Source organism: Phaeobacter sp. JH20_02 (assembly GCF_048056915.1).
In the GTDB taxonomy this organism is placed as follows: domain Bacteria; phylum Pseudomonadota; class Alphaproteobacteria; order Rhodobacterales; family Rhodobacteraceae; genus Phaeobacter; species Phaeobacter bryozoorum.
In genome coordinates, this window is the sequence record NZ_JAYMVP010000022.1 from 577,009 (window position 1) to 599,637 (window position 22,629).

24 protein-coding genes are annotated in these 22,629 nt (G+C 61.9%); 11 read left to right on the plus strand and 13 right to left on the minus strand.

Annotated elements, in window-relative coordinates; translation table 11 throughout:
* Positions 1 to 67: 67 nt before the first annotated feature.
* The 3 genes from VWY34_RS09505 to VWY34_RS09515 are packed head-to-tail and all read left to right on the plus strand — an operon-like array spanning position 68 to position 3,284.
* Positions 68 to 817: a biotin--[acetyl-CoA-carboxylase] ligase gene (locus VWY34_RS09505; protein WP_416544717.1), complete on the plus strand. Its 750-nt coding sequence runs from the start codon at positions 68 to 70 to the stop codon at positions 815 to 817.
* A 21-nt stretch (positions 818 to 838) separates the two neighbouring features.
* Entirely contained in the window at positions 839 to 1,627 is a 789-nt protein-coding gene (locus tag VWY34_RS09510) for a type III pantothenate kinase (protein WP_340545130.1), read from the plus strand.
* Positions 1,617 to 3,284, plus strand: a complete 1,668-nt coding sequence (locus VWY34_RS09515) for a ribonuclease J (RefSeq protein ID WP_416542849.1) — start codon at positions 1,617 to 1,619, stop codon at positions 3,282 to 3,284. The genes VWY34_RS09510 and VWY34_RS09515 overlap by 11 nt, the downstream gene beginning before the upstream one ends.
* Positions 3,285 to 3,474: 190 nt before the next feature.
* Here VWY34_RS09515 and VWY34_RS09520 read toward each other — a convergent pair whose 3' ends face one another.
* From VWY34_RS09520 to VWY34_RS09550, 7 genes are all read right to left on the minus strand, one after another.
* Positions 3,475 to 3,648: an RSP_7527 family protein gene (locus VWY34_RS09520; RefSeq protein ID WP_374015318.1), complete on the minus strand. Its 174-nt coding sequence runs from the start codon at positions 3,646 to 3,648 to the stop codon at positions 3,475 to 3,477.
* A 216-nt stretch (positions 3,649 to 3,864) separates the two neighbouring features.
* The gene (locus VWY34_RS09525; RefSeq protein ID WP_416537788.1) at positions 3,865 to 5,418 is read right to left on the minus strand and encodes a DEAD/DEAH box helicase; all 1,554 of its coding nucleotides are present in this window, start codon (positions 5,416 to 5,418) and stop codon (positions 3,865 to 3,867) included.
* A gap of 179 nt (positions 5,419 to 5,597) precedes the next feature.
* Positions 5,598 to 6,563 (minus strand): glycosyltransferase family 2 protein, encoded by a 966-nt coding sequence (locus tag VWY34_RS09530; RefSeq protein ID WP_416544718.1) that lies wholly within the window; start codon positions 6,561 to 6,563, stop codon positions 5,598 to 5,600.
* Positions 6,560 to 7,321 carry a hypothetical protein gene (locus VWY34_RS09535; protein WP_416544719.1) on the minus strand — a complete coding sequence of 254 codons (762 nt, stop codon included), beginning with the start codon at positions 7,319 to 7,321 and terminating at the stop codon, positions 6,560 to 6,562. Before VWY34_RS09535 ends, VWY34_RS09530 begins: the two co-directional genes overlap by 4 nt.
* 21 nt (positions 7,322 to 7,342) lie before the next feature.
* Positions 7,343 to 8,950, minus strand: a complete 1,608-nt coding sequence (locus VWY34_RS09540) for a peptide chain release factor 3 (protein ID WP_340545136.1) — start codon at positions 8,948 to 8,950, stop codon at positions 7,343 to 7,345.
* Between the two features lie 89 nt (positions 8,951 to 9,039).
* The gene (locus VWY34_RS09545; RefSeq protein WP_416544720.1) at positions 9,040 to 9,471 is read right to left on the minus strand and encodes a nuclear transport factor 2 family protein; all 432 of its coding nucleotides are present in this window, start codon (positions 9,469 to 9,471) and stop codon (positions 9,040 to 9,042) included.
* Positions 9,472 to 9,638: 167 nt separating this feature from the next.
* A complete protein-coding gene (locus VWY34_RS09550) occupies positions 9,639 to 10,607 on the minus strand; it encodes a Hint domain-containing protein (RefSeq protein ID WP_416544721.1) in 969 nt (322 codons plus the stop codon).
* Between the two features lie 295 nt (positions 10,608 to 10,902).
* Here VWY34_RS09550 and VWY34_RS09555 point away from each other — a divergent pair, with 295 nt between their 5' ends.
* The 3 genes from VWY34_RS09555 (at position 10,903) to VWY34_RS09565 (ending at position 14,121) form a co-directional block, all read left to right on the plus strand.
* Positions 10,903 to 11,682 carry an SDR family oxidoreductase gene (locus tag VWY34_RS09555; protein WP_340545139.1) on the plus strand — a complete coding sequence of 260 codons (780 nt, stop codon included), beginning with the start codon at positions 10,903 to 10,905 and terminating at the stop codon, positions 11,680 to 11,682.
* A 13-nt stretch (positions 11,683 to 11,695) separates the two neighbouring features.
* Positions 11,696 to 12,823, plus strand: a complete 1,128-nt coding sequence (locus VWY34_RS09560) for a hypothetical protein (protein ID WP_416544722.1) — start codon at positions 11,696 to 11,698, stop codon at positions 12,821 to 12,823.
* 170 nt (positions 12,824 to 12,993) lie between these two features.
* Entirely contained in the window at positions 12,994 to 14,121 is a 1,128-nt protein-coding gene (locus tag VWY34_RS09565; RefSeq protein ID WP_416544723.1) for an ABC transporter ATP-binding protein, read from the plus strand.
* 10 nt (positions 14,122 to 14,131) lie between these two features.
* Here VWY34_RS09565 and VWY34_RS09570 read toward each other — a convergent pair whose 3' ends face one another.
* Positions 14,132 to 14,839, minus strand: coding sequence for a helix-turn-helix transcriptional regulator (locus VWY34_RS09570; RefSeq protein ID WP_340545142.1), 708 nt, complete (start codon positions 14,837 to 14,839; stop codon positions 14,132 to 14,134).
* Positions 14,840 to 14,973: 134 nt separating this feature from the next.
* Positions 14,974 to 15,282 (minus strand): antibiotic biosynthesis monooxygenase family protein, encoded by a 309-nt coding sequence (locus VWY34_RS09575; protein ID WP_416535921.1) that lies wholly within the window; start codon positions 15,280 to 15,282, stop codon positions 14,974 to 14,976.
* A 225-nt stretch (positions 15,283 to 15,507) separates the two neighbouring features.
* On the opposite strand from VWY34_RS09575, the gene tatA reads away from it, so the two are divergent.
* The 5 genes from tatA (at position 15,508) to VWY34_RS09600 (ending at position 18,720) form a co-directional block, all read left to right on the plus strand.
* A complete protein-coding gene (gene tatA / locus VWY34_RS09580; RefSeq protein ID WP_260080776.1) occupies positions 15,508 to 15,726 on the plus strand; it encodes a twin-arginine translocase TatA/TatE family subunit in 219 nt (72 codons plus the stop codon).
* A gap of 6 nt (positions 15,727 to 15,732) precedes the next feature.
* Positions 15,733 to 16,218: a Sec-independent protein translocase protein TatB gene (tatB, locus tag VWY34_RS09585; protein ID WP_260087519.1), complete on the plus strand. Its 486-nt coding sequence runs from the start codon at positions 15,733 to 15,735 to the stop codon at positions 16,216 to 16,218.
* Complete coding sequence (gene tatC, locus VWY34_RS09590) at positions 16,215 to 17,189, plus strand: twin-arginine translocase subunit TatC (protein ID WP_340545144.1); 975 nt, start codon at positions 16,215 to 16,217, stop codon at positions 17,187 to 17,189. Before tatB ends, tatC begins: the two co-directional genes overlap by 4 nt.
* Before the next feature lie 185 nt (positions 17,190 to 17,374).
* Positions 17,375 to 17,830, plus strand: coding sequence for a ribose 5-phosphate isomerase B (rpiB, locus tag VWY34_RS09595; protein ID WP_416544724.1), 456 nt, complete (start codon positions 17,375 to 17,377; stop codon positions 17,828 to 17,830).
* Positions 17,831 to 17,877: 47 nt separating this feature from the next.
* Entirely contained in the window at positions 17,878 to 18,720 is an 843-nt protein-coding gene (locus tag VWY34_RS09600) for an ATP-binding protein (protein WP_416540380.1), read from the plus strand.
* A 108-nt stretch (positions 18,721 to 18,828) separates the two neighbouring features.
* Here the strand turns inward: VWY34_RS09600 and VWY34_RS09605 are convergent, their stop codons facing one another.
* From VWY34_RS09605 to VWY34_RS09620, 4 genes are all read right to left on the minus strand, one after another.
* Complete coding sequence (locus VWY34_RS09605) at positions 18,829 to 20,049, minus strand: peptidoglycan DD-metalloendopeptidase family protein (protein ID WP_416544725.1); 1,221 nt, start codon at positions 20,047 to 20,049, stop codon at positions 18,829 to 18,831.
* A gap of 139 nt (positions 20,050 to 20,188) precedes the next feature.
* On the minus strand, positions 20,189 to 20,836 hold the full coding sequence (locus tag VWY34_RS09610) for a protein-L-isoaspartate(D-aspartate) O-methyltransferase (protein ID WP_340545148.1): 648 nt from the start codon (positions 20,834 to 20,836) through the stop codon (positions 20,189 to 20,191).
* Positions 20,833 to 21,615 (minus strand): 5'/3'-nucleotidase SurE, encoded by a 783-nt coding sequence (gene surE / locus VWY34_RS09615; protein ID WP_416535917.1) that lies wholly within the window; start codon positions 21,613 to 21,615, stop codon positions 20,833 to 20,835. Before surE ends, VWY34_RS09610 begins: the two co-directional genes overlap by 4 nt.
* Positions 21,616 to 21,885: 270 nt before the next feature.
* Positions 21,886 to 22,539: an SDR family NAD(P)-dependent oxidoreductase gene (locus VWY34_RS09620; RefSeq protein WP_416544726.1), complete on the minus strand. Its 654-nt coding sequence runs from the start codon at positions 22,537 to 22,539 to the stop codon at positions 21,886 to 21,888.
* Positions 22,540 to 22,629 lie beyond the last annotated feature (90 nt).

Here is a 22,629-nt window from a genome sequence, read left to right on the forward strand (position 1 = left end):
TTTCGACACAGAACACACAAAGGCCTGGTCTGCGGACCGGGCCTTTTTGCCTTGAAGGGACAGCATCATGAGTGATTGGCCAGAGGGATACGGGCGGAGCCTGCTTGACGAGGTGGACAGCACCCTCGATGAGGCGGCGCGCCGCGCGCCCACATTGACCGGCCCTGAATGGATCATGGCCAAACGCCAGAGCAAGGGGCGGGGGCGCCGTGGCCGTGCCTGGAAGGAGCCCAAGGGGAATTTTGCCGCAACACTCGTCATGCGGCCGGAGGGGCCACCCGATCAGGTGGCGCTGCGCAGCTTTGTTGCGGCGCTGGCGCTTTATGATGCCTGTGTCGCACTCTGCGGCGAGACGGCTGGACTTGCACTGAAATGGCCCAATGACGTGCTGCTGAATGGTGGCAAGCTGGCGGGGATCCTGCTGGAAAGCGCGGGGGCCGCCGCCGGTGTGACACATCTTGCGATCGGGATTGGTGTCAATCTGATCGAGACGCCGATGCAGGAATGGCTGGAACCGGGTGCTGTCTGGCCTGTCTCGCTGCTGTCGGAAACCGGGGTCCAGGTCACCCCAGAGGCGTTCCTGACCGCGCTTGCTGTCGCCTATGACCGCTATGAACGACAGTTTGTCACCTATGGGTTCGAGCCGATCCGCACCGCCTGGCTGGCCCGTGCTGCGCGCCTGGGCGAGGTGGTGGTGGCCCGCACCATGAACTCCGAAACCGAAGGCACCTTTGAGACAGTGGACGGCGGCGGCAACCTTGTCCTAAACACCGCCAAGGGCCGTGTCAGCATTCCGGCGGCGGATATCTTTTTCTAGGGCATAGGAACGGGGCAGGTCATGCTTTTGGCAGTCGATTGCGGCAACACCAATACTGTTTTCTCGATCTGGGACGGGGAGAACTTCATCGGCACCTGGCGTACCGCCACCGATTGGCGGCGCACGGCGGATCAGTATTTTGTCTGGCTCAATACGCTGATACGGCTACAGGGGATCGAAGCGGATATCACCGATATGATCATCTCCTCCACGGTCCCGCGCGTGGTGTTCAATCTGCGGGTGCTGGCGGATCGTTACTTCCACACCCGCCCCCTGGTGGTGGGTAAGCCTGACTGCCTGCTGCCGGTTGCGGTGCGGGTTGATCAGGGAACCAATGTCGGCCCGGACCGTTTGGTCAATACAGTCTCCGGGTTTGACAAATATGGCGGCAACCTCATCGTCGTCGATTTTGGCACGGCGACAACCTTTGACGTGGTGGCCGAGGACGGCGCCTATATCGGCGGTGTGATTGCGCCGGGGGTGAATTTGAGCCTGGAAGCCCTACATCAGGCAGCAGCGGCTCTGCCGCATGTGGATATTTCCAAACCCCAGTCGGTGATCGGCACCAATACGGTTGCATGTATGCAGTCAGGTGTGTTCTGGGGATACGTAGGACTGGTGCGCGAAATCTGCGCCCGCATCAAAGCGGAGCGCGACGTGCCGATGAAAGTAATCTCGACAGGCGGGCTGGCGCCTTTGTTCCAGCAAACAGCAGATCTGTTTGACGCATTTGAGGATGATCTCACGATGCATGGGCTACAGATCATACACAAATATAATAAGGATAACGGTCTCGAGGATGAGCACTGAACGTTTAATCTACCTGCCCCTCGGCGGGGCAGGCGAAATTGGTATGAACGCCTATATCTACGGCTACGGCAAACCGGGCAAGGAACGCCTGGTCCTGGTTGATCTTGGCGTTACTTTCCCGGACATGGACAGCACGCCCGGCGTGGATCTGATCATGCCGGACATCAGCTGGCTGAAGGAACGGGCCGACCAGCTGGAGGGGGTGTTCATCACCCACGCCCATGAGGATCACATCGGCGCCGTGGCGCATCTCTACCGTGACCTGAATGTGCCAATCTATGCCCGTGCCTTTACCGCAAATCTGGCGCGCCGCAAGATGGATGAGGCCGGTCTGGACAGCGAAGAGGTGAAAACCGTCTCCGCATGGCCAGAGGTCACCAAACTGGGGCCGTTTACCATCGGCGTTGCACCGATCTCACATTCCATCCCGGAGAGTGGCGGTCTGGTGATCGACACGCCTGCGGGGCGCATCGTTCACACCGGTGATTTCAAAACCGACCCGACGCCGATTGTCGGCGAGGCATTTGATCCCGACATGTGGAGCGAGATTGCCAAGGATGGCGTCAAGGCGCTGGTCTGCGATTCCACCAATGTCTTCTCGCTGCATCCGGGCCGGTCTGAGGTCGATGTCGGACCCGAGATCACCCGCCTGGTGGGCGAGGCCGAGGGGATGGTGGTCGCCACCACGTTTGCCTCCAATGTCGCGCGGGTGAAAACCCTCGCCGAGGCCGGTCAGCGGGCCGGGCGCTCCATCGTGCTGCTGGGCCGCGCCATGCAGCGCATGATCGAAGCCGCCACCGAAACCGGCGTGCTCAAGGACTTTCCGAAGGTGGTCAGTGTCGAGGCCGCGCAAGAGCTGCCGCGTGAGAACCTGATGCTGATCGTGACTGGTAGCCAGGGCGAACGTCGTGCGGCGTCCGCCCAGCTGGCGCGCGGCAAGTATCGCGGGATCGAGGTTAAGGAGGGCGACCTGTTCCTGTTCTCCTCAAAGACCATTCCGGGCAATGAGCGTGGCGTCATTCGCATCATCAACCAGTTCTCCGAAAAGGGTGTGGATGTGGTCGATGACAGCTCCGGTCTCTACCATGTCTCCGGTCACGCAAACCGCCCCGATCTGGAGCGGATGCACGATATCATCAAGCCGCAGATGCTGATCCCGATGCACGGCGAGCACCGTCACCTGCGCCAGCACGCCCGTCTCGGCGAGGCCAAGGACATTGCCAGCGCGGTTGTGGTCAACGGTATGATGATGGACCTGACCGGTGATCGCCCCAAGGTCGTGGATTATGTCGACACCGGCCGCACCTATCTGGATGGGTCGGTCAAATACGGTGCGCTGGATGGCGTGGTCCGGGACCGGATCCGCATGGCGCTGAACGGCCATGTCATCGTCACCGTCATTCTTGACGAGGAAGATGAGCCATTGGGCGAACCCTGGTGCGATATCAAGGGGTTGGCCGAGACAGGCCGTTCCAATGCCGCGCTGGTCGAGGTGATGGAAGAGGATCTCAACCAGTTCATCATGCGCGCGGGTGCCAAAACACTGCGCGATGACGACAAGCTGGAAGAAAACCTTCGCCGCGTTGCCCGCCAGACAGCACAGAACGAGATTGGCAAGAAACCGGAAGTTACCGTGGTGGTCAGCCGGATGCGCTGATCGCTTCGGACCAAGTTGATAGACAGGCCCGCCGCAGTTTCTGTGGCGGGCCTTTTTTATGTGCACATCGGCCCTGTGGGCCACAGCCCACGCGCTTTATAGAAAAAGCCCCGGCGGTGGGGCCGGGGCTTTGTTCGGCTGCTAGGGGCAACCGTCAATCTATACTGCGCAGGCGTCGCTGCGGATGGGGTCAGGCGTGCCGGGGGCGCGACAGCAGCGCTGCAAGCTTGCCGGGCAGGCTGACGATCCCACGGCCCAGGCTGCGCAGGAAGGAAGCCATCGCCTGTGCGCGCAGCTCATGTGCGCGGGCTTCGATGGCACGGATTTCGTCGGCGGTCACAGTGGGGAACTCAAGGTTGTTCATGGCGGCTCTCATCTTGCTTAAGTGCGTCTTGTTGCCCTCCAGATAGGCGTTCCTGCCGGGGGCGACATCTGCAAAAATGGGCAATCCTGCCATGCTGCAAGTGCAAAGCTCATGAGAGAAATCGTGCGCTGTTTGCGGTCAGGTTTCTGATCACACATATGAAAAAGGGCTGCCCCAAGAGGCAGCCCTTCGGAATACGACTATGCGGTAGCCAGTTTAGCCGGCGCGGCGCTCGGCAAAGCTGAGTGCGATAAAGCTCGGCATATGGTCGCCCATGCCAACGACATTGTTGCGGTCGTTGCCACCACGTCCCCGGCCGGATTTCTGGTTGCCCTTCTGCCCGGTCTTGGGGGCGGAGGGTTTCTCAGCCGATTTCTGACGGGAGGAAGAGCGGCTATCGCTGCGCTTCTCCTGCTCGCCCTGCGGCTGCTCCGGCGTTGCCGCTTTGGCTTCAGCTGTCGGGGTATCCTTGGCCTGTGCCTCTGGCGCTGCGGTCTCTTCCTTGGCGGCCGATTCCTTGGCAGCCGGTGCACGGGTGGAAGACCTGCGGCTGCGGGTCTTGCGCTCTGTGGTCTCGCCGGTCGCTGCGTCCTTGCTGTCTTTTGCCGCTGGTTCGGCCTTTTTCAGCGGGTTCTCAAGACGCGGGATCTCGTTCTGGACAAGGCGCTCGATATCTTCGAGGTTCCTTTCGTCCTTGGGCACGCAGATCATCATCGCGGTGCCATTACGGCCTGCGCGACCCGTCCGGCCGATGCGGTGAACATAGTCCTCGGCATGGCTCGGCACATCGAAGTTGAACACATGGCTGACGCTGGGCACATCAAGCCCGCGAGCGGCCACATCAGATGCCACCAGAAAGCGCAGCGACCCTTCGCGGAAGCCTTCCAGCGTCTTGGTGCGCTGGCTCTGATCAAGATCACCGTGGATCGGCGCCGCGTCATAGCCGTATTTCTTCAGCGATTTAGCAACGATATCCACATCCGTCTTACGGTTGCAGAAGATGATCGCATTGGTGCATTTCTCGCCTTCCTGATCAATCAGGTGGCGTAGAAGCTTCCGTTTCTCGCTGCCTTCACGATCGCGGCGCGAGGCTTTGAACAGCACAACACCTTGGGAAATATTCTCAGAGGTGGTTGCCTGCCGCGCCACTTCGACACGCTCCGGGGCGGAGAGGAAGGTATTGGTAATCCGCTCGATCTCCGGCGCCATGGTGGCGGAGAAGAACAGGGTCTGACGGGTGAAGGGCGTAAGGCCGAAGATGCGTTCGATATCGGGGATGAACCCCATGTCGAGCATACGGTCGGCTTCATCCACCACCATCACCTTGACGTCAGACAGGATCAGCTTGCCGCGCTCGAAATGGTCGAGCAGGCGACCGGGCGTTGCGATCAGAACGTCAACCCCCTTGTCGATCAGCGTGTCCTGTTCCTTGAAGGAGACACCGCCGATCAGCAGGGCCTTCGTCAGTTTCAGGTGTTTGGTATAGGTGTCGAAGTTCTCCGCCACCTGGGCTGCCAGCTCCCGCGTGGGGCAAAGCACCAGGCTGCGCGGCATCCGCGCACGCGCGCGGCCACGCGCCAGCAGGGTGATCATCGGCAAGGTGAACGAAGCCGTCTTGCCGGTGCCGGTCTGTGCGATCCCCAGCACATCGCGCCCTTCCAAGGCGGGCGGAATCGCCCCTGCCTGAATGGGAGTGGGGGTTTCGTAACCCGCTTCCTCAATCGCTTTGAGGACTTTGGGGTTCAGGTTCAGATCTGAAAATTTTGTCATATGCGTCCGTTTTTGCGGACACTGACCTGGCCCGCGCGTGTATGTCAGGGCCGATTCCGCATGGTCTTGCGTCCTGTCTCTATCGGCTTGCGCGGGGCATAGCAAAATCCGCTGCAATCGTCAAACGAAGCCGGGTTTTCGGCGCGTATTGATTGAATAACGGGCAAACTCGAAACAGTTTATTCAAATTGCGGGAAATGTTCACGCCGTTTGGCGGTCAGATCCAGCGGGCAGTGGTGGATCATCCCACGCTTTTGCAGCCGTTGATAGATGTCCGGCGCCTCTGCGTTGATTTCGCCAAAGAAACGCTTCAGCCCTTCAGAACCGTGCTCTTCCTCGATCATCGACAGCAGATCATGGGTGTTCAACCCGCCGAGGTTGCGCGAAAACCCGGCAGCCAGACCCGGACGATAAGAGCCCTGCTTGAGCCGGAACCGATAGCTGTCCTGCCAGGCCTCCCAACTCGGGGCGTGGCGATGACAGATCTGCAGGGCGTCCTGCTCCTGCTCGTGCGTGTTTTTTTCACCATGCTGGAACAGGTTGTGGATTCGGAACTGAATGTCAGGCAGGCCGGTGCGGGCGAACAGCTTGCCCGCAGTATGGCTGAGGAACCCGCCTTTCAGGAAGACACCAAATTCGGGATAGATCGCGCGGACCTGCTGTTCGCGGTCGGCTGCACTGGCAATCATGGATTTATACATATCCACCCGCCCAGAAAGCGCTTCCAGCGGGCGCATCCGCAAGACATCGGTTTCAGCGGGCAGGGCAGCCAGTATTTCGCCAATCTGCGGCCTCGCACCTCTTGCCGAGATATGGGGCCAGAGAAATTCGTCCACATCTATATGGGCGACCCAATCGGCCTGGATCCGGCCGTAGGCATGGGTCGCATTCATCGTCTGGCGCGCCTGGTGCATCTTCGGGCGTGGTTTCTTGCGCTGGCTCCAGTGGCTGTCGTCGCAGGTGGTGACCCGCACCTTTGGATGTGCTTTCAGATGCGGATAGGCCTCAGGATTCGGCGCATCCAGATAGAGATGAAGCCGATGGGCCCCCAGATCCAGATGATAGGCGGCGAAATTCAGGATGGTCTCTGCATCGGCCTTGATCGTGCTGACGATGCCCCATTTCGGATCGTTGGGCCTGCTCATGATTTGCGGGGTTTCTTGTACCGCTGAATGCGGCCGAAAATGCTGCGGGGATCGTCCATGACCATTCGCAGCATCCGCACACCAAGCGGGCGCAGCACGGCATCGTCCTCGACCTGGCGCCAGAGCCGCGCCAGCATGTACCGATCCAGATCTCCGTGGGGCAGGTGATAGGGCTTCATGCCAAAGCCGATATCATCAAGCTTCTTGCCTTTCACCCGAGGAAAGCCGCTGTCGGTCGGCCGTCCTGACAGCCGACGTTCGCTATCGTGCAGTGCGATCAGGTGAAACAGCATCTGGAGCCCCTGACCACCAAGCCGCTGCTCCATGGTATCCCCATGATCGGCAAAGGTGGCGGCGGCGGAAATCAACCAGCGTGTGGGCAGCTCGGCGGCGAGCATCGGGCCGTGTTCGCGCCAGATCCGCAGAAAGAGGCTGCGCGCTTGCTCTGGCGGATCCCGGCGCCGCAGAATCGCGATGCACAGCGCATGTCGTGCCCAAAGTTCGGGCTGACCTGCGAACTCGGCTCGCAGGGCCTCCCATTTCCGCGCGATATGCCGACTGGGCAGATCGTCCTCTGGTGACTGTAGTGCGGCCTCGGGCAGGGGGGCGAGCAGCGACGAGAGATCCACATCCACCGGCGGCAGCGCCGACGCCGGATCTATGAAGGGGGTCTCTTTTTTATCAAGCTGGCGCAGCAGGCTGTAGAACCCGCCAGGATAGGTTTCGTTGTCGATATCCATGGCGGGGTCTGATGTCACCTATGTGTCAGGGTGCTGGTCTTAAACCATCATCTCCTTGGTCGCCGTCAGTTTCAAGTCTGGATAGTCGCGCTCTACACGGTCGATATCCCACTGCAGGCGGGTCAGATAGACCACGTCGCCGTCATGGTCATGGGCAATGTGCTGCTTGTTGGTGTTGATGAATTTATCAAGCGCGGTCTTGTCGCCACTGACCCAGCGGGCCGAGGTGAACTGCGAGGCTTCGAAGCGCACCGGCAGGCCGTATTCCATCTCGATACGGCTCGCCAGCACTTCGAATTGCAGCTGGCCGACCACACCCACGATAAAGCCGGAGCCGATCGAGGGTTTGAAGACCTTTGCGGCACCTTCCTCGGCAAATTGCATCAGCGCCTTTTCCAGGTGCTTGGCCTTCATCGGGTCACCCGCGCGCACCCCCTGCAACAGTTCCGGCGCAAAGGACGGAATGCCGCTGACACGCAGCGCCTCTCCTTCGGTCAGCGTGTCGCCGATGCGCAGCTGGCCGTGGTTCGGGATGCCGATGATGTCACCAGCCCAGGCTTCCTCGGCCAGCTCGCGGTCAGAGGCCAGGAACAAAACCGGGTTGGAGATGGCCATCGGCTTCTTTGAGCGCACATGGGTCAGCTTCATACCGCGTTTGAAATGGCCCGAGGCCAGCCGGACAAAGGCCACACGGTCGCGGTGCTTGGGATCCATATTGGCCTGCACCTTGAATACAAAACCGGCAACCTTCGTCTCATCCGGCGCAATCTGGCGCGGCAGCGCCGATTGTGGCTGCGGCTCGGGTCCGTAGGTGCTGATGCCATCCATCAGTTCCTTCACGCCAAAGGAATTGATCGCCGAGCCGAACCAGATCGGCGTCATATGCCCCTCAAGCACCGATTGCGGATCCAGTGCAGGCAGCAGCTCGCGGGCCATTTCGACCTCTTCCAGCAGCTTCTCAAGCAGATGTGCAGGCACATGCTCGGCCAGCTTGGGATCGTCCAACCCCTCAATCGCGATGCTTTCGGCGATCTTGTTGCGATCCGCGCGGTCCATCAGTTCCAGCCGGTCGCGCAGCATGTCGTAACAACCGATGAAATCACGACCAACGCCGATCGGCCAGCTGGCGGGCGTCACGTCAATCGCAAGGTTCTGCTGGATCTCGTCGATGATCTCAAAGGTGTCCCGGCTCTCTCGGTCCATCTTGTTACAGAACGTCAGAATCGGCAGGTCGCGCAGGCGGCAGACCTCAAACAGCTTCTGGGTCTGGCTTTCCACACCCTTGGCACCGTCGATCACCATCACCGCCGCGTCCACCGCCGTCAGCGTGCGATAGGTATCTTCCGAGAAATCGGAGTGACCGGGTGTGTCCACCAGATTGAAGCGGTAGCTGTTGTAGTCAAACGACATGGCCGAGGCTGAGACGGAGATCCCGCGGTCCTTCTCCATCTGCATGAAATCCGACCGCGTGCGCCGTGCCTCGCCTTTGGCGCGCACCTGACCTGCCATCTGAATAGCACCGCCATAAAGCAGGAACTTTTCAGTCAGCGTGGTTTTGCCGGCATCCGGATGCGAAATGATCGCAAAGGTGCGGCGCCGGGCAATTTCGGCCGGCAGGTCGGGGCGGTTTGGGACGATATCGAGCATGAGCGCGCGTATATCAGGATGGCGGGCCGAGGCAAGAAAAACAGGGCGACAGCCGTTGCGTCGCGGTCCTGATAGCTGAGGCCGGCTGGTTACTCCCAGACCAGCGTCTGCCCTCCAAGGCAGGCCGGCATGGCATCTGGCGGCAGCTGACCCAGCTGTTCAAAAAAGGTGAAGGCATCGAACTTGGAACTCAGCTCGGCGATTTTGCCGTCCGCAAACCGAATCATCATGATCCCCTCGGCACTGACCGGCGTCATCCCGTCCGGGCCATCAGAGGTCAGCAGATAGCGTGTCGAGGTCCAGTCGCCATCCTCGATATACTGCAGGATCTGAACGCGGAATTTGCCCGCAAGCTTGTGAACGACGTCAATCAGGACAGGATAGTCCTGACGTGGATTGGGGAGCCCGTCGAGCAGTTCGGTCGTATTCAGAGAGGGGGCCAGCATCTCGGCAAACGCGGCCATGTTGCGTTTCTCCCAGACCTCGAAAAACCAGCGCTGCACCAGTTGCTGTTTTGTCATCGTCAGGCGAAGTCCCATAGAGTCCATAAGGAGAGAATTCCCCATATGGTTGAATTGTGGGGGCAATTCTATCAGTAATCGTAAACTCGCTTCGCCTCTAGCCCAGTTCCCGTGCATCTGTTGCGGCCCCGCACATCCCGGCGCGAATGGGCCATATACCAGCGTGTTTACATCGGGCGCGGCTCCAGTCCCGACATGCGCGGTGGTTGACCGGGGATCAGGCCCGGCGTGCGGATCAGCTTCTCCTGCGGCAGCGCAGCCCGTGTCAGCGGATCAAGCAGCAGGCTCTCAGCGGCGATCCCTTCGGCAAAGATGATCTGGTGGCGATCAAACAGCAGCTGAAAATAGTCGATGAAGCCGCCGGTTCGTTCGACAATGTCGATGCCATTGACCAGTTCGCGTGCGCGCACCAGCTGATCTGGTCGGCCACGGCGGCGACCTTCGCGACAGCGATGCACCAGCAACCGGTGGTCCGGGCTGACAAGCAGGTCATTTGCGTTGTTGAGCGCCCCGGCCCGGATCAGGATCGGAGCCATTTCTCCAACCGCACGGCTGGTGCATTGGCCGATCCAGCGCACCACTTGGGCACCGGCATCGCGGGTCAGAACCCGGTCGCCTACCTGTAGATCCTCAATCGGTCGCTGGGCGCCGGTGTCCAGGGTGATATGTGTTCCGCGCGTGAAGGAGACACAGGCCAGCTGTGCAAGCCGCTGGCGCGTGCCCTCGCGGGTCTTGCGCACAAGGGTATAGCCGGTCTGCGGCAGCAAGGGGGCAAGCGGCAGCAGATAGATCGCCGCGATCAACCCGTCGTCATCGACCTCAACCACCACCAGCGCCTCCACATTGGCGCCGATATCCGGCATCAGCGTCAACAGGCAATCCAGATGCAGCCGGGCACCGGGTGCACCTGTTGCGCTGTCCTGACCAAGAACAAGCTGCCCGTCAGCGCGTGCGGTCAACGACAATTGGCGCGGTGGCGCGTTGCGCATCAGCTGATAGACGTCGTCCAGATGCAGGTCATCATATACCCCAAGCCCATCGCCCATATTCGCGCCCATCTCGACGCAGAAATCGGCGGCAGGAAAAACAGCAAGAATCTGGGCGGCAACGGGGCTCTGATGCAGCTGTGTCAGCATGAATAACCTAACCAGTATCGTGTGCGCATCCTGCGCGTATGACCTTCTATCTTGCGGCGAAATGTGGCGAGATGCGGACCAGAGCGGGGTGGTTTTGCGAAGCCGCAGGGGGAAACTGCCAAAGTCGGCAGGGCAGGGGATGACCACCGGATCGCCGATGGCATCGGGGCTGGTCAATCCCGGGGCGAGCGTGCAAGCTTCGGGCAACAGAACAGATGCGTGATCCGGTCCGCCACATCAGCCCATCGGGCAGCTGACAGGCGGACGACGACGCGCCGTAACAGGGAGAGATCTGATGGATTTGGGATTGTCGGGAAAGCGGGCGTTGGTCTGTGCCAGCAGCAAGGGGCTGGGGCTGGGCTGTGCTGAGGCTCTGGCCGAGGCGGGCGTGGATCTGGTGATGAACGCGCGCGGCGAAGAGGCGCTTCTGGCGTCAGCCCAGTCGATCCGCGATGTGCATGGTGTCAATGTCGAAACCATTGCTGCTGACATCACCACCGAGGCAGGGCAGGCCGAGGTTATCGCCGCGGCAGAGGGCGTCGATATCCTTGTCACCAACGCGGGCGGGCCGCCACCGGGCATGTGGTCCGATTGGGGCCGTGATGATTTCATCAGGGCGCTGGATGCTAACATGCTGACGCCGATCGCGCTGATCAGGGCGCTGGTCCCCGGCATGATGGAACGCGGATGGGGCCGTGTCGTCAACATCACCTCACAGTCGGTGAAGGCACCGATAGCGGTTCTGGGCCTCTCCAATGCGGCGCGCACCGGGCTAACCGGCTATGTGGCAGGCACCTCGCGCCAGGTCGCGTCCAGGGGCGTGACCATCAACAATCTGCTTCCCGGCATCCATGCCACTGACCGCGCGGTCTCGCTGGATACGGGCGTGGCCCAGCAACAGGGGATATCGCTTGAGGAAGCGGCCGAACAGCGCGCCGCCAGCATTCCCGCCGGGCGCTACGGCACGCGGCAGGAATTTGGCGCCACCTGCGCCTTTCTCTGCTCCCAGCATGCGGGTTTTATCATTGGCCAGAATATTCTGTTGGATGGCGGCGCCACCAATATGACCATCTGATGGGGGCGGCAGCGTGGCATCCGGTTTTTCGCTGAAGGATCAGTTATTTAATCTTGAGAAGACCCGCTATCTCGCGGGTCTCTTTGCGGCGGCGGACCCGGGGTTCGAAGCGGACAGATTTGTGTCCGAGGTGATGGCGGATCTGCCCGATCTGGAGCTGAAGCAGCGCATCGCGCTGATTGCCGATGTGCTGGCCCGCCACCTACCGGAGGATCTGGAGGCCGCAGCACCGGTGTTGCGGCGCGCCTTGCCACCGCCTCTGGACCCAAGCCTGAGCGATGATGACTTCGGTGATTTCATATTTGCGCCTTTGGGGGAATTTGTGGTGCTGCGCGGGCTGGACCAGGCGCCGGAGCTGTCGTTACAGCTGCTCCGCGACATCACGCAGCGGTTCTCGATGGAATGGGCGATACGTCCCTTTTTGACCCGCTGGACCGATCTGACGCTGGCAGAGATGCAGCACTGGGCCACGAGCGACAATTATCATGTCCGCCGTCTGGTGAGCGAGGGCACCCGTCCAAGGCTGCCCTGGGGGCAGTCGGTGCCGCTGCCTCTTGCGCAGCCCTTGCCGCTGTTGGATCAGCTTCACGCAGATCCCACCCGCTATGTCACCCGCTCGGTCGCCAACCACCTGAATGACATCTCGAAAAAGGAGCCGGAACTGGTGCTGGACCGGCTACGCAGCTGGCAGGCGGCCGACCAGCAGCGCCCGGAGGAGCTGGCCTGGATCACGGCCCATGCCCTGCGCGGTCTCGTCAAAGAGGGTCATACAGGCGCCATGCAGATGCTGGGCTATGATCCCGAGGCCGCCGTCAAGGCGACGCTGGCGCTTGCCAAGGAGCCGGTCCATATCGGCGGAGCCCTGCAATTTGACTGCCATCTGGACGGCGCGCCCGGCGCCCCTGTGCTGGTGGATTATCGCCTGCATTTCCAGCGCCCCGGAGGCAAGGTCTCGGCGAAGGTCTTCAAACTGAAACAGACGGCGATCTCCGATGGCGGCACCCGTCTCAGCAAGCGCCATCCGCTGAAAGCCGGGGCCAGCACCTTTACGCTGGTGCCGGGGCCGCATCGGCTGGAGTTGCTGGTCAATGGCCGGGTGCGGGATGATCTCACCTTTGATCTGCTGGAGCCTATGAGCTAGCAGTCCGCCCTCGGTTTACCCTCTGCCAGCCGCCCCTCGTCAGCGGTGAGTTTGCCCGATCCAAAGCGCGATCTGTCGCGCCGCGCCCCGTTCCCTTGCATGGGGGCAGCGGGGTTGATATCTGCGAGCTAAACCAGATCGTTTTGATCAGAAACCAGTTACGAGGTCGCATGACATCTGCCCCCCTTGATCCGATGGTTGGCACCGATAGACCCGCCGTGACCGCACCACGTCTGGAGATCCGCAACCTGCGGCGCTTCTTTGACGGGCGGGCGGTGGTGGATGACGTGTCGCTACAGATCCAGGCCGGTCAGGTGACCTGTCTTCTGGGGCCTTCGGGTTGCGGCAAATCCACCACTTTGCGGATGATTGCCGGCGTCGAGATGCAGGACAGCGGCGAGATTTACGTCGATGGCAAGCTGATCTGCGACACCGTGTTCCGCGTTCCGCCCGAACGCCGGGAAATCGGGCTTATGTTTCAGGACTTTGCCCTGTTCCCGCATCTGAGCGTGGCCGACAATGTCGCCTTCGGACTGAAGGGCAGCAAGGACGAGAAACGCCTCCGGGTGCAGGAGCTGCTGCAGAAGGTGTCGCTGTCGCAATATATCGACGAATTCCCCCATCAGCTGTCGGGCGGCGAACAGCAGCGGGTGGCCCTGGCCCGCGCGCTGGCGCCCAAGCCGCGCATCATGCTGATGGATGAGCCGTTCTCCGGGCTGGACAATCGCCTGCGCGACGGCATTCGCGACGAGACCCTGACATTGCTGAAGGAAGAGGATGCTGCCGTCCTGCTGGTCACCCATGAGCCGGAAGAGGCGATGCGGATGGCTGATGAGATTGCGCTGATGCGGTCCGGTAGGATCGTGCAGCAGGGGGCGCCCTATAATGTCTATACCCGTCCGGTCGATCGTGCGGCGGTGGGGTTCTTCAGTGACACCAATGTTCTTCATGCCGAAGTGAACGGCGCTCTGGCCGAAACGCCCTTTGGTCGGTTTCTGGCGCCGGGCGTGCCTGATGGCACCAAGGTCGACATCGTGTTCCGCCCCCAACATCTGCGCATTGATTTTGATCGGAACGGGCGCGGCCCGCACCCGACCCCCAGCGACGGGGTAGCCGCACGCGGCGTGGTCGAGCGGGCGCGCTTTCTAGGGCATGAGAGCCTGGTTGAATTTCGCATGGATTTCGATGGCAGCGTGCTGAAGGCCACTGTGCCCAATGTATTCCTGCCGGATGCAGGCCGGGTGATGTGGCTCACGGTTCGGCGCAACCGCTGCTTCGTCTTCCCGACCGGCAGCTGAGCTACATCCATCAGCCGGTGGTTGGCCCCGCAGCGGCATCGGACGTGTCGGCATAGGGCTGGTAGTCCATCAACCGTTTGCCCGGCTCATCCACGAACAGCTCGGGCAGGGGTTTGGCCGCCTCGATCAGGTCGACCCGGAACACCCGGAAATCGCCACGCGTTTCGCACCAGGCGGTCAGCGTCCAGACCCGGCCCCAATACTCCATATGCAAGGGGCGGATGACGCGCTCGGTCAGCGTCTCATCAATGCGGCGATAGGTCAGATGCAGCTTCTGGCGGGCCTTTATCGCGGCCCGCAAGGTTGGCATCTGCGTAAAGCCCCGCGCAGCATCGGCAAAGGGGTAGACGGCAAACTTCCACGCATCCGCCTCGGCGATGGTGCCTTCGGGCAGCACCGCGTCCACCTTGGCGGCCAGCCTCTCGGCGGCGGCCTTCAAATCCGGATCGGCGGCCTCGGCCACAATCGCCATGCCCAGGTTCAGCGCCTCCAGCTCCTCCGCAGTCAGCGTCAGCGGCGGTAGCGTGATTGCTTCGCGCACCATATAGCCGACCCCTCGTGCGCCCTCCACCGGGACACCGCTGGCAACCAGCGTATCCATGTCGCGGTAGATCGTCCGGGTCGAGACTTCCAGCCGTTCGGCGATATCCTGTGCGCGGTGCAATTTCCCGTCGCGCAGGATTTGGATAATATCAAAGAGGCGATCAGTACGGCGCATGATCTAGCCTTGGAACGGCGCAGGGATGAGGTCAAGGCCCGACACCAAGCGCAGTGATCGACGCCCCCCGCCGGATAGAGGGCGGATGCAGCGCATCCACCCTCCGTACTTGACCTGAGCCTGGCTCGCGCCCCTCAGGAGGCCATGCTCCACTGTACCTCCTCATGACGCATCTGCGCAGTGCCCTCGGCAATCGCCTGCATCAGGCTGGCGCAGAAGTCCTGCTTGTGGAACTCAGCCGCGACCGACTTGGCGGTTTCCATGTCTGCCCAGATGACATAATCGGTCCAGCGCCCGTCCTCGCCGCAACTCAGCTGTCGGTGAACAAATCCGGGCTGGGCGCGAACGAAGGATTCGCTGGCCTGGCTCAGCACGATGAATTCCGCCTCGCTCACACCTTCGGCCAGTTTGAAGGTCACAATCTCTGCAACATGTTTGCTCATCACGTCTCTCCTTGAATGCTGTGATGGGGGTGGTGTAGAGCAGTCCAACTGACATAAACCTGTCAGTTGTGTTTTCAGCAGCGCGCAAAAATGCAGTTTTGCGTGGAATCCACGCCCCTGCCGATGTCTCACCGCTTTTCCCGCCGGGGGCTCGGCGCTTAAAAACAGGTCAAACAACAACGCAGACCGTCTCCCGGCGGATCTGCCGCAGAAGGAGACGCTCTCATGCTTAATAATATCGGCCTTCCCGGCCTGCTGCTCATCGCCGTCGTGGTTCTGGTCCTCTTTGGCCGCGGCAAGATTTCCTCGCTGATGGGTGAGGTCGGCAAAGGCATCACCGCCTTCAAAAAGGGCGTGAACGACAGCACCAAGGAGCTGGAAGAAGAGACCACCGCCGAGACCGCGCGCGACGTGACGCCCGAGACCGAAAAAGACAAGGTCTAAGCCGCGATGTTTGATCTTGGGTGGACCGAACTCATGGTTATCGGCGTTGTGGCGCTGATTGTTGTCGGGCCCAAGGACCTGCCGGTTTTGTTCCGCAATGTCGGACGGTTCGTGGGCAAGGCCAAGGGCATGGCGCGCGAATTCAGCCGGGCCATGAATGACGCCGCCGATGAGGCGGGCGTCAATGAGATGGCCAAGGGGCTGAAAGCGGCGGCCAACCCGGTCAATACCGCAATGGACGGCGTCAAACAGGCCGCGCAGGATATGGCAAAATCCATCGACCCGACCAAGTTCGACCCCGACAGTGAAACCGGGAAACTGGCCGCTGAGCGGGCTGAGGATGCCAAGAAGATCCAGGCGGCCACTGCCCGTGCCGCTGCGGACCGCAAGGCACGCGAGGCCGCAGAGGCCCAGGCCAAGGCAGCCGAAGCGGAGGCGGCCCTGGCTGCCACAGACACGTCGGCGACGTCAGAAAGTGAGACCAAGACATGAGCGCGTCCGAGGATATCGACGACAGCACAGCGCCGCTGATTGAGCATCTGGCCGAATTGCGCACCCGCCTGATCCGGGCGGTTGGCGCGTTCATCGTGGGGATCGTGCTGGCCTTCACCGTGGCAGAGCCGATCCTGCAGTTCCTGCTTGGCCCGATCGAGGAAACCCTGCGCAGCCTCGGCGACCCGTCGCCAACGCTGCAATACACCAGCCCGCAGGAATATCTGTTCACGCTGTTCCGCATCTCCATGGTGTTTGGCTTTGCGCTGTCATTCCCGGTCATCGGCTTCCAGCTCTGGCGCTTTGTGGCACCGGGGCTTTACAAGACAGAGAAGAACGCCTTTTTGCCCTTCCTCATCGCCTCACCGGTGATGTTCCTCTTGGGGGCCAGTTTTGCCCATTTCGTGGTCACACCGCTGGCGATGGCGTTTTTCCTTGGCTTTGCCGATGTGTCATCCATCTTTGCCAACCTCTTGTCCGGCGCGGTCGACAACCTGCCTGCGGATGCCGCCGTGGTGCCGGAAACCACAGAAGGTGTGCGCATCACCTTCTTTGGCAAGGTCAACGAGTCGCTGGACATCACGCTGAAGTTCATTATGGCCTTTGGCCTGTGTTTCCAGCTGCCGGTGCTCCTGACCCTGATGGGCAAGGCCGGGTTGGTCAGCGCCGATGGTCTTGGCAGCGTGCGCAAATACGCGGTTGTCGCCATTCTGGTGCTGGCTGCGCTGGTGACGCCGCCGGATGTGATCACCCAAGGCATCCTGTTCTCGGTGGTCTATGGCCTTTACGAGCTGTCGATCCTGTTGGTGCGTCAGGTGGAAAAGACCCGCGAGGCCAAGCTGCGCGCCGAAGGCTACTATGATGACGAGGATGATGACGGCGACGATCTGTACGAGGAGATGGACCGGCATCCCGAAGACGACCCTCTGATGGCCGAGTTCGACGATGAGGACGACGGCAAGACCCGGTAATCCAGACCGGATCTGCTCCTGCCAGATCTGGACCAGCATATCGAGGAAGGGCGCGCCGGAGACGGTGCGCCTTTTCTCATGCGGCCGGGGCGCCAGGGCGGATCGGGCAGGGGTGTATAGGCTGCCCCCTTGCTCGCGCAGCCGGAACATGCTTTGACGCCGGTAACCCACCGACGGAGACACCCATGGACCAGACCAAACCCACCTGCGTTGTTCTTTCCAGCGATCACGCCGCAATCGACCTGCGCCAGGCCATTGCCACGCATATTGCCGCAAACGGATATGAGGTGGTTGATATCGGTCCGACAACACCGGAAAGCACGCATTACCCCAAACATGGCGCGGCGGCGGCAGAGCGTGTTGCCTCGGGTGATTGCGATCTGGGCATTATCCTCTGCGGCACCGGCCAGGGCATCATGATGGCCGCGAACAAGGTCAAAGGCATCCGCTGCGGCGTCTGCTCAGAGACTTTCTCGGCCAAGATGATCCGCCAGCACAATAACGCCAACATGCTCTCTATCGGGGCGCGTGTGGTGGGCGACAGCCTGGCGATTGAAATTGTCGATGCCTTCCTTAATGCTGAGTTCGAGGGCGGCCGACATGCCACGCGCGTCGACATGATCGAGCCGCAGGACAGCTGAGCCCGAGCGCGCCGATACGCCCCACGTGCAATTGACCGGAGGCCCCGATGGATGACACAAGCCTGAGCCGCATCGCCGATGCGCTGGAACGGATGGCACCTGCGCCACTGAAGGCGCCTGACTTTGGTGCTGCCTCTGCCTTTGTCTGGCATGTGGCCCCGGACCGGCTTGAGGCTGTCGAAACCGTGAACCGCGTCGATCTTGAGCTGCTGCTGGGGATCGACCGCGCGCGCGACACGCTGCTGGACAATACCCGCCGCTTTGCCGCCGGGTTCGGCGCCAATAATGCACTGCTCTGGGGCGCGCGGGGGATGGGTAAATCCAGCCTTGTGAAAGCGATCCACGGACAGCTGTCGCCGGAGTTCCCCGCTCTGAAACTGGTGGAGCTGCAGCGCGAGGATCTGCCATCGGTCGCGCGTCTGCTGAACCATCTGCGGGCAGCGCCCGAGCGGTTCATCCTGTTCTGCGATGACCTGTCCTTTGGCCATGACGATCAGCACTACAAAAGCCTGAAAGCGGTGCTGGATGGCGGCATCGAAGGTCGGCCGGACAATGTGCTGTTCTATGCCACCTCCAATCGCCGTCACCTGATGCCGCGTGATATGATCGAGAACGAACGCTCCAGCGCCATCAACCCGTCGGAAGCCGTTGAGGAAAAGGTCTCTCTCTCGGATCGGTTCGGGCTGTGGCTGGGTTTCCACCCCTGCGATCAGGATGAATATCTCGCCATGATTTCAGGCTATTGCGCGGCCTATGGCGTTGTGGTGCCGGAACCGGTTCTGCGCGCCGAGGCGATCGAATGGCAGGCCACGCGCGGCGCCCGCTCGGGCCGGGTGGCCTGGCAGTTTTTTACCGATCTGGCCGGCCGCCATGGGGTGAAGGTCAGCTGACCGCAAAGACGGCAGCAGCCATGATTGAACAGCTGTGATCAACCAAAAGACGGCGCTCGGGATGACCCGGAGCGCCGTCTCTTTATTGCCTGTTGCCGCTTGCGACGTTTATTGCAGATAGGGGAGCGGATCGACGCTTTCAAAGCCGTTGCGCACCTCGAAATGCACATAGGCAGCGGGTCCGTCCCGCAATGCGGCGATGGTCTGACCGCGCGAAACGGTGTCGCCCTTGTTCACCTCGATCTTGTCGACATTGGCATAGACCGTCAGCAGCTTGGCGTCGTGGCGGATCACAATGATCGGAATATTGTTGGAATCCTTGGTGATCGCCGCCACCGTACCGCCATCGGCGGCCTGCACCGGGGCGCCCGCTGCACCTGCGATATCAATGCCGTCGTTCTTGCCCTTGGAATAGGTGCGGATGATCTTGCCCTTGACCGGGAAGCCCATCGCGGCGCTGGAGCTGCGGGTCGGGGTCGGGACCTCTACCTTAGGCAGCGCTTTCGGCGCCTGGGCCGCGGGCGCGACGGTTTCCTGCGGCAGTGGCTTGGTGGCGCTTGGCGGCAGGGGCGTATTGGTGCCTTCACCCGGCGCGGTGACGGTGGCGGCGGCTGGAACCACCGCTGCGGATGCTTCCTTGCGCGGGGCTGGGCGGTCCTTCAGCGGGATCAGCAGGAACTGGCCCTCACGGATGGCAAAATCGCTGCCGAGGCCGTTCCATTCCGCAAGGGATTTCACCGGCACCTGATAAAGCCGCGAGACGGTATAAGCGGTTTCGCCGCGCTTCACCTTATGGCGCACCGGCTCTGGGCCGCTTTGGACCTGCGGCTTGCTTGCGGTCGGCTGCGGTGCCAGCGGCGTTGTGCTGACGGTGCTTGCCGCCGAGGGTGTGGTCGATGGGGCGCTGTCGATCGCATCCCCCGCCAGCGAGGCGATATCGACGCCGCCGCTGGTCGCCGTACCGGGGGCGCGGCGGGGCAGGGCAATGATCTCCCCCTGCCGCAGCGGATCGTCGGGCTTCATCCCGTTGAACCGGGCCAGCTCGCTGGCGGGCAGACCAATGCGGCCTGCCACATCGTTCAGCGTATCGCCGCGACGGGCAACGGCCACTTGATAGGATGGATAGGTGATCAGCCCGTTGGCATCGGGTTTCGGGCGGCTGGCGGTTGCGGTCTGCGCCGCCTTTGTCGTGTTGAACGCACCGATCTGGCCGCGCAGATCGTAATCCAGCGGTGCCTCGCAGGCCGCCAGCAGGGCCACCAGTGGAAGCGCCATCAGCGCCTTGCGTCCTGTCACACGATTGCGGTGGGTGGGTACAGTCACTGTCATTTCGCTCTCCTCGGAACGCCGTTCCCGTCTTGCGGGCCCCCATTATCCCTGGGGCTTGCCAATAGTCTGTCGGCCAGCCACGCGATCCCGCTCGAGGATGTCCGGAGCGGTTGGGGTGGGCGGGTCTCTTGCCCCTCCCTTACGTGTCTTTGCCGATCCCCTCAAGCAGGGGAACAAAACGCACCGGGCGCAATTCGTCGTATTCGAGGCCGCTGTCGGTTTTTTGAACACGGATCAGCGTCTGTACAGTGTCGGACTGCCCCACGGGCACCACCATAATACCGCCGGTCTTCAGCTGCGCCAAGAGTGGGCCGGGCGGGTCTTCGGCGGCAGCGGTCACGATGATTCGATCAAAAGGCGCCTGTTCGGGCAGGCCGTGGCTGCCATCGCCGACCAGCGAGGTAATATTGGACAGGTGCAGTTGATCGAAGATCTGCCGCGCCTCCCGCACCAGCCGCGCATGACGATCCACGGTATAGACCCGCCGCGCCAGCTTGCTCAGGATCGCGGCCTGATAGCCAGAGCCGGTGCCAACTTCCAGCACCGTATCGCGGGGCGAGATCTGCAAGGCCTGGGTCATCAGACCGACAACAGAGGGCTGCGAAATGGTCTGCCCGCAGGCGATCGGCAACGGCATATCCTCGTAGGCGCGCGCCGAAAACAGCCCCCGCACAAAGGGGCCGCGGTCGATCTGTTCCATTGCATCGAGGACCTGCGCATCCGTCACCCCGCGCGAGCGCAGGGCGAACAGGAACTGCATCTTGGTTTCAGCTGTCGGGTCGCTCATTCAATGCCCTTCAGGCGCTCCAGCGCATCTGTAGCGGTCAGATCCGCCCGCATCGGCGTCACGGAGATATAGCCTGCCAGGTTCTGCGCTGCGTCACTGCCCTCGGCGGTGGCAACATGCTGGTTGCCACCACGGATCCACAGGTAGCGCCGCCCGTTGGGCGAGGTCTGCTCCTCGGCCGAGAAATGGCTGCCGCGCCGGAAACCCTGCGGTGAAATCCGCCGTCCCTTCACATCAGCGGCAGGGACAGGTGGGAAATTAATGTTGTAAAACAAGCGGTAATCGGCGTCTTCCTTGGGCTGCGCTTCCAAGATGGAACGGATCAGATCGGCACCATGTTGGGCGGCTGCCTCAAACGGATTTTCAAGCTGCGCGTTCTGAGGCCCGAAATACTGCGACAGGCCCATGGCCGGAATGCCCTGCAATGCCGCCTCCATCGCCCCGCCGAGGGTGCCGGAGTAGAGCGCGTTCTCGGCAGAATTGTTGCCCCGGTTTACCCCTGACAACACCAGATCCGGTTGCTGGTCTTTCATCACCACATGCAGCCCGGCCAACACACAGTCCGCAGGCGATCCTTCTGCGGCAAAACGATGTTCGCCCAGCTGGCTCAGCATGAAGGGGCGGGTGTAGCTGATGCAATGACCAACGCCGGATTGCTCAAACGCCGGTGCCACTGTCCAGACCTCTCCGCCGGGACCTGCAACCTCGCGGGCGATCTGCTCCAGAACCGCAAGGCCGGGGGCGCTGATGCCATCGTCATTGGTGATCAGAATTCGCATGGACGGGGCCTCTCGTCTGGCTCTGGCAGCCTATGTGTCGGGCGTGATTACGCCGATCTGCACTCCAGACCTGAATAAGATGTGGGGCAAAAGGGGGCAAGCCTTTCCCCGTCGTGATCCCGACCAGAGCGCCCGGCGCCAGCCCCTGCGGCACAGAGGTCACAGATTTTCTGGCCCGCTTGAAAACCAGAACGACCGGCGCCCGTTGCAGGCACCGGTCGGCGGAAAGCCGCGTGTTCGCGCAGTTTGCGGGCGTCTCTGACCCTCAGATCAGTCGGCGGCGGCCAGAATCTCGGGGAGCAGCCGTGCGGCCTCGGCCTGCGGCGTGCTCAGCGCATCGCGATCTTCACCCGGAAAGAACCGTGCGCGCACCGCTGTCGCCATCGGATTTGGCGTCAGCACCTGTACTCTGGGGCCGGTCTTGGCGCTTTCGACCTGCCAGCTGTTGGCCAGCGACATCTGCGCGGCCTTGCTGGCGCCATAGGCTCCAAAGAATTTCTCGCCCGCGCGGGGATCGTCAAAGAACACGGCCTGACCGGTCTGCCCCAGAAGCGGCGCCACATAGGGGATCAGAACGGAGGGTGCCGTCGCATTGATCGCGATGGATTTCTGCCAGTCCTTGGCCGCCACGAATTGCGCCGGGCTCAGCGGCGCGGCGTGAATGGCGGTGTGCAGCCAGAGGTCCAGCTGTCCCCAGCGATCATGGATGCCCCGGCAGAGCGTGGCCATGGCCTCCGGAACGGTGATATCCATAGGGGCCAGAGTCGCCGAGCCACCGTTGGCCTTGATACGATCGTCCAGCTCTTCCAGTGCGCCTGTGGTGCGGGCCACGGCGACGATGTGATGCGTCGGCGCCAATGCCTCTGCGAGGGCGGCGCCCAGGCCCCGTGAGGCCCCGGTGATGAGAGCGAGTTTCTGTGTCATGGGCGCCTTGTGCGGCGCAGCGCGGCGCGGGTCAAGGGGCCAAAGCGGCGCAGCGGTCTCAAGCCTGGGCGTGATGCCCGTCCGGGCGCC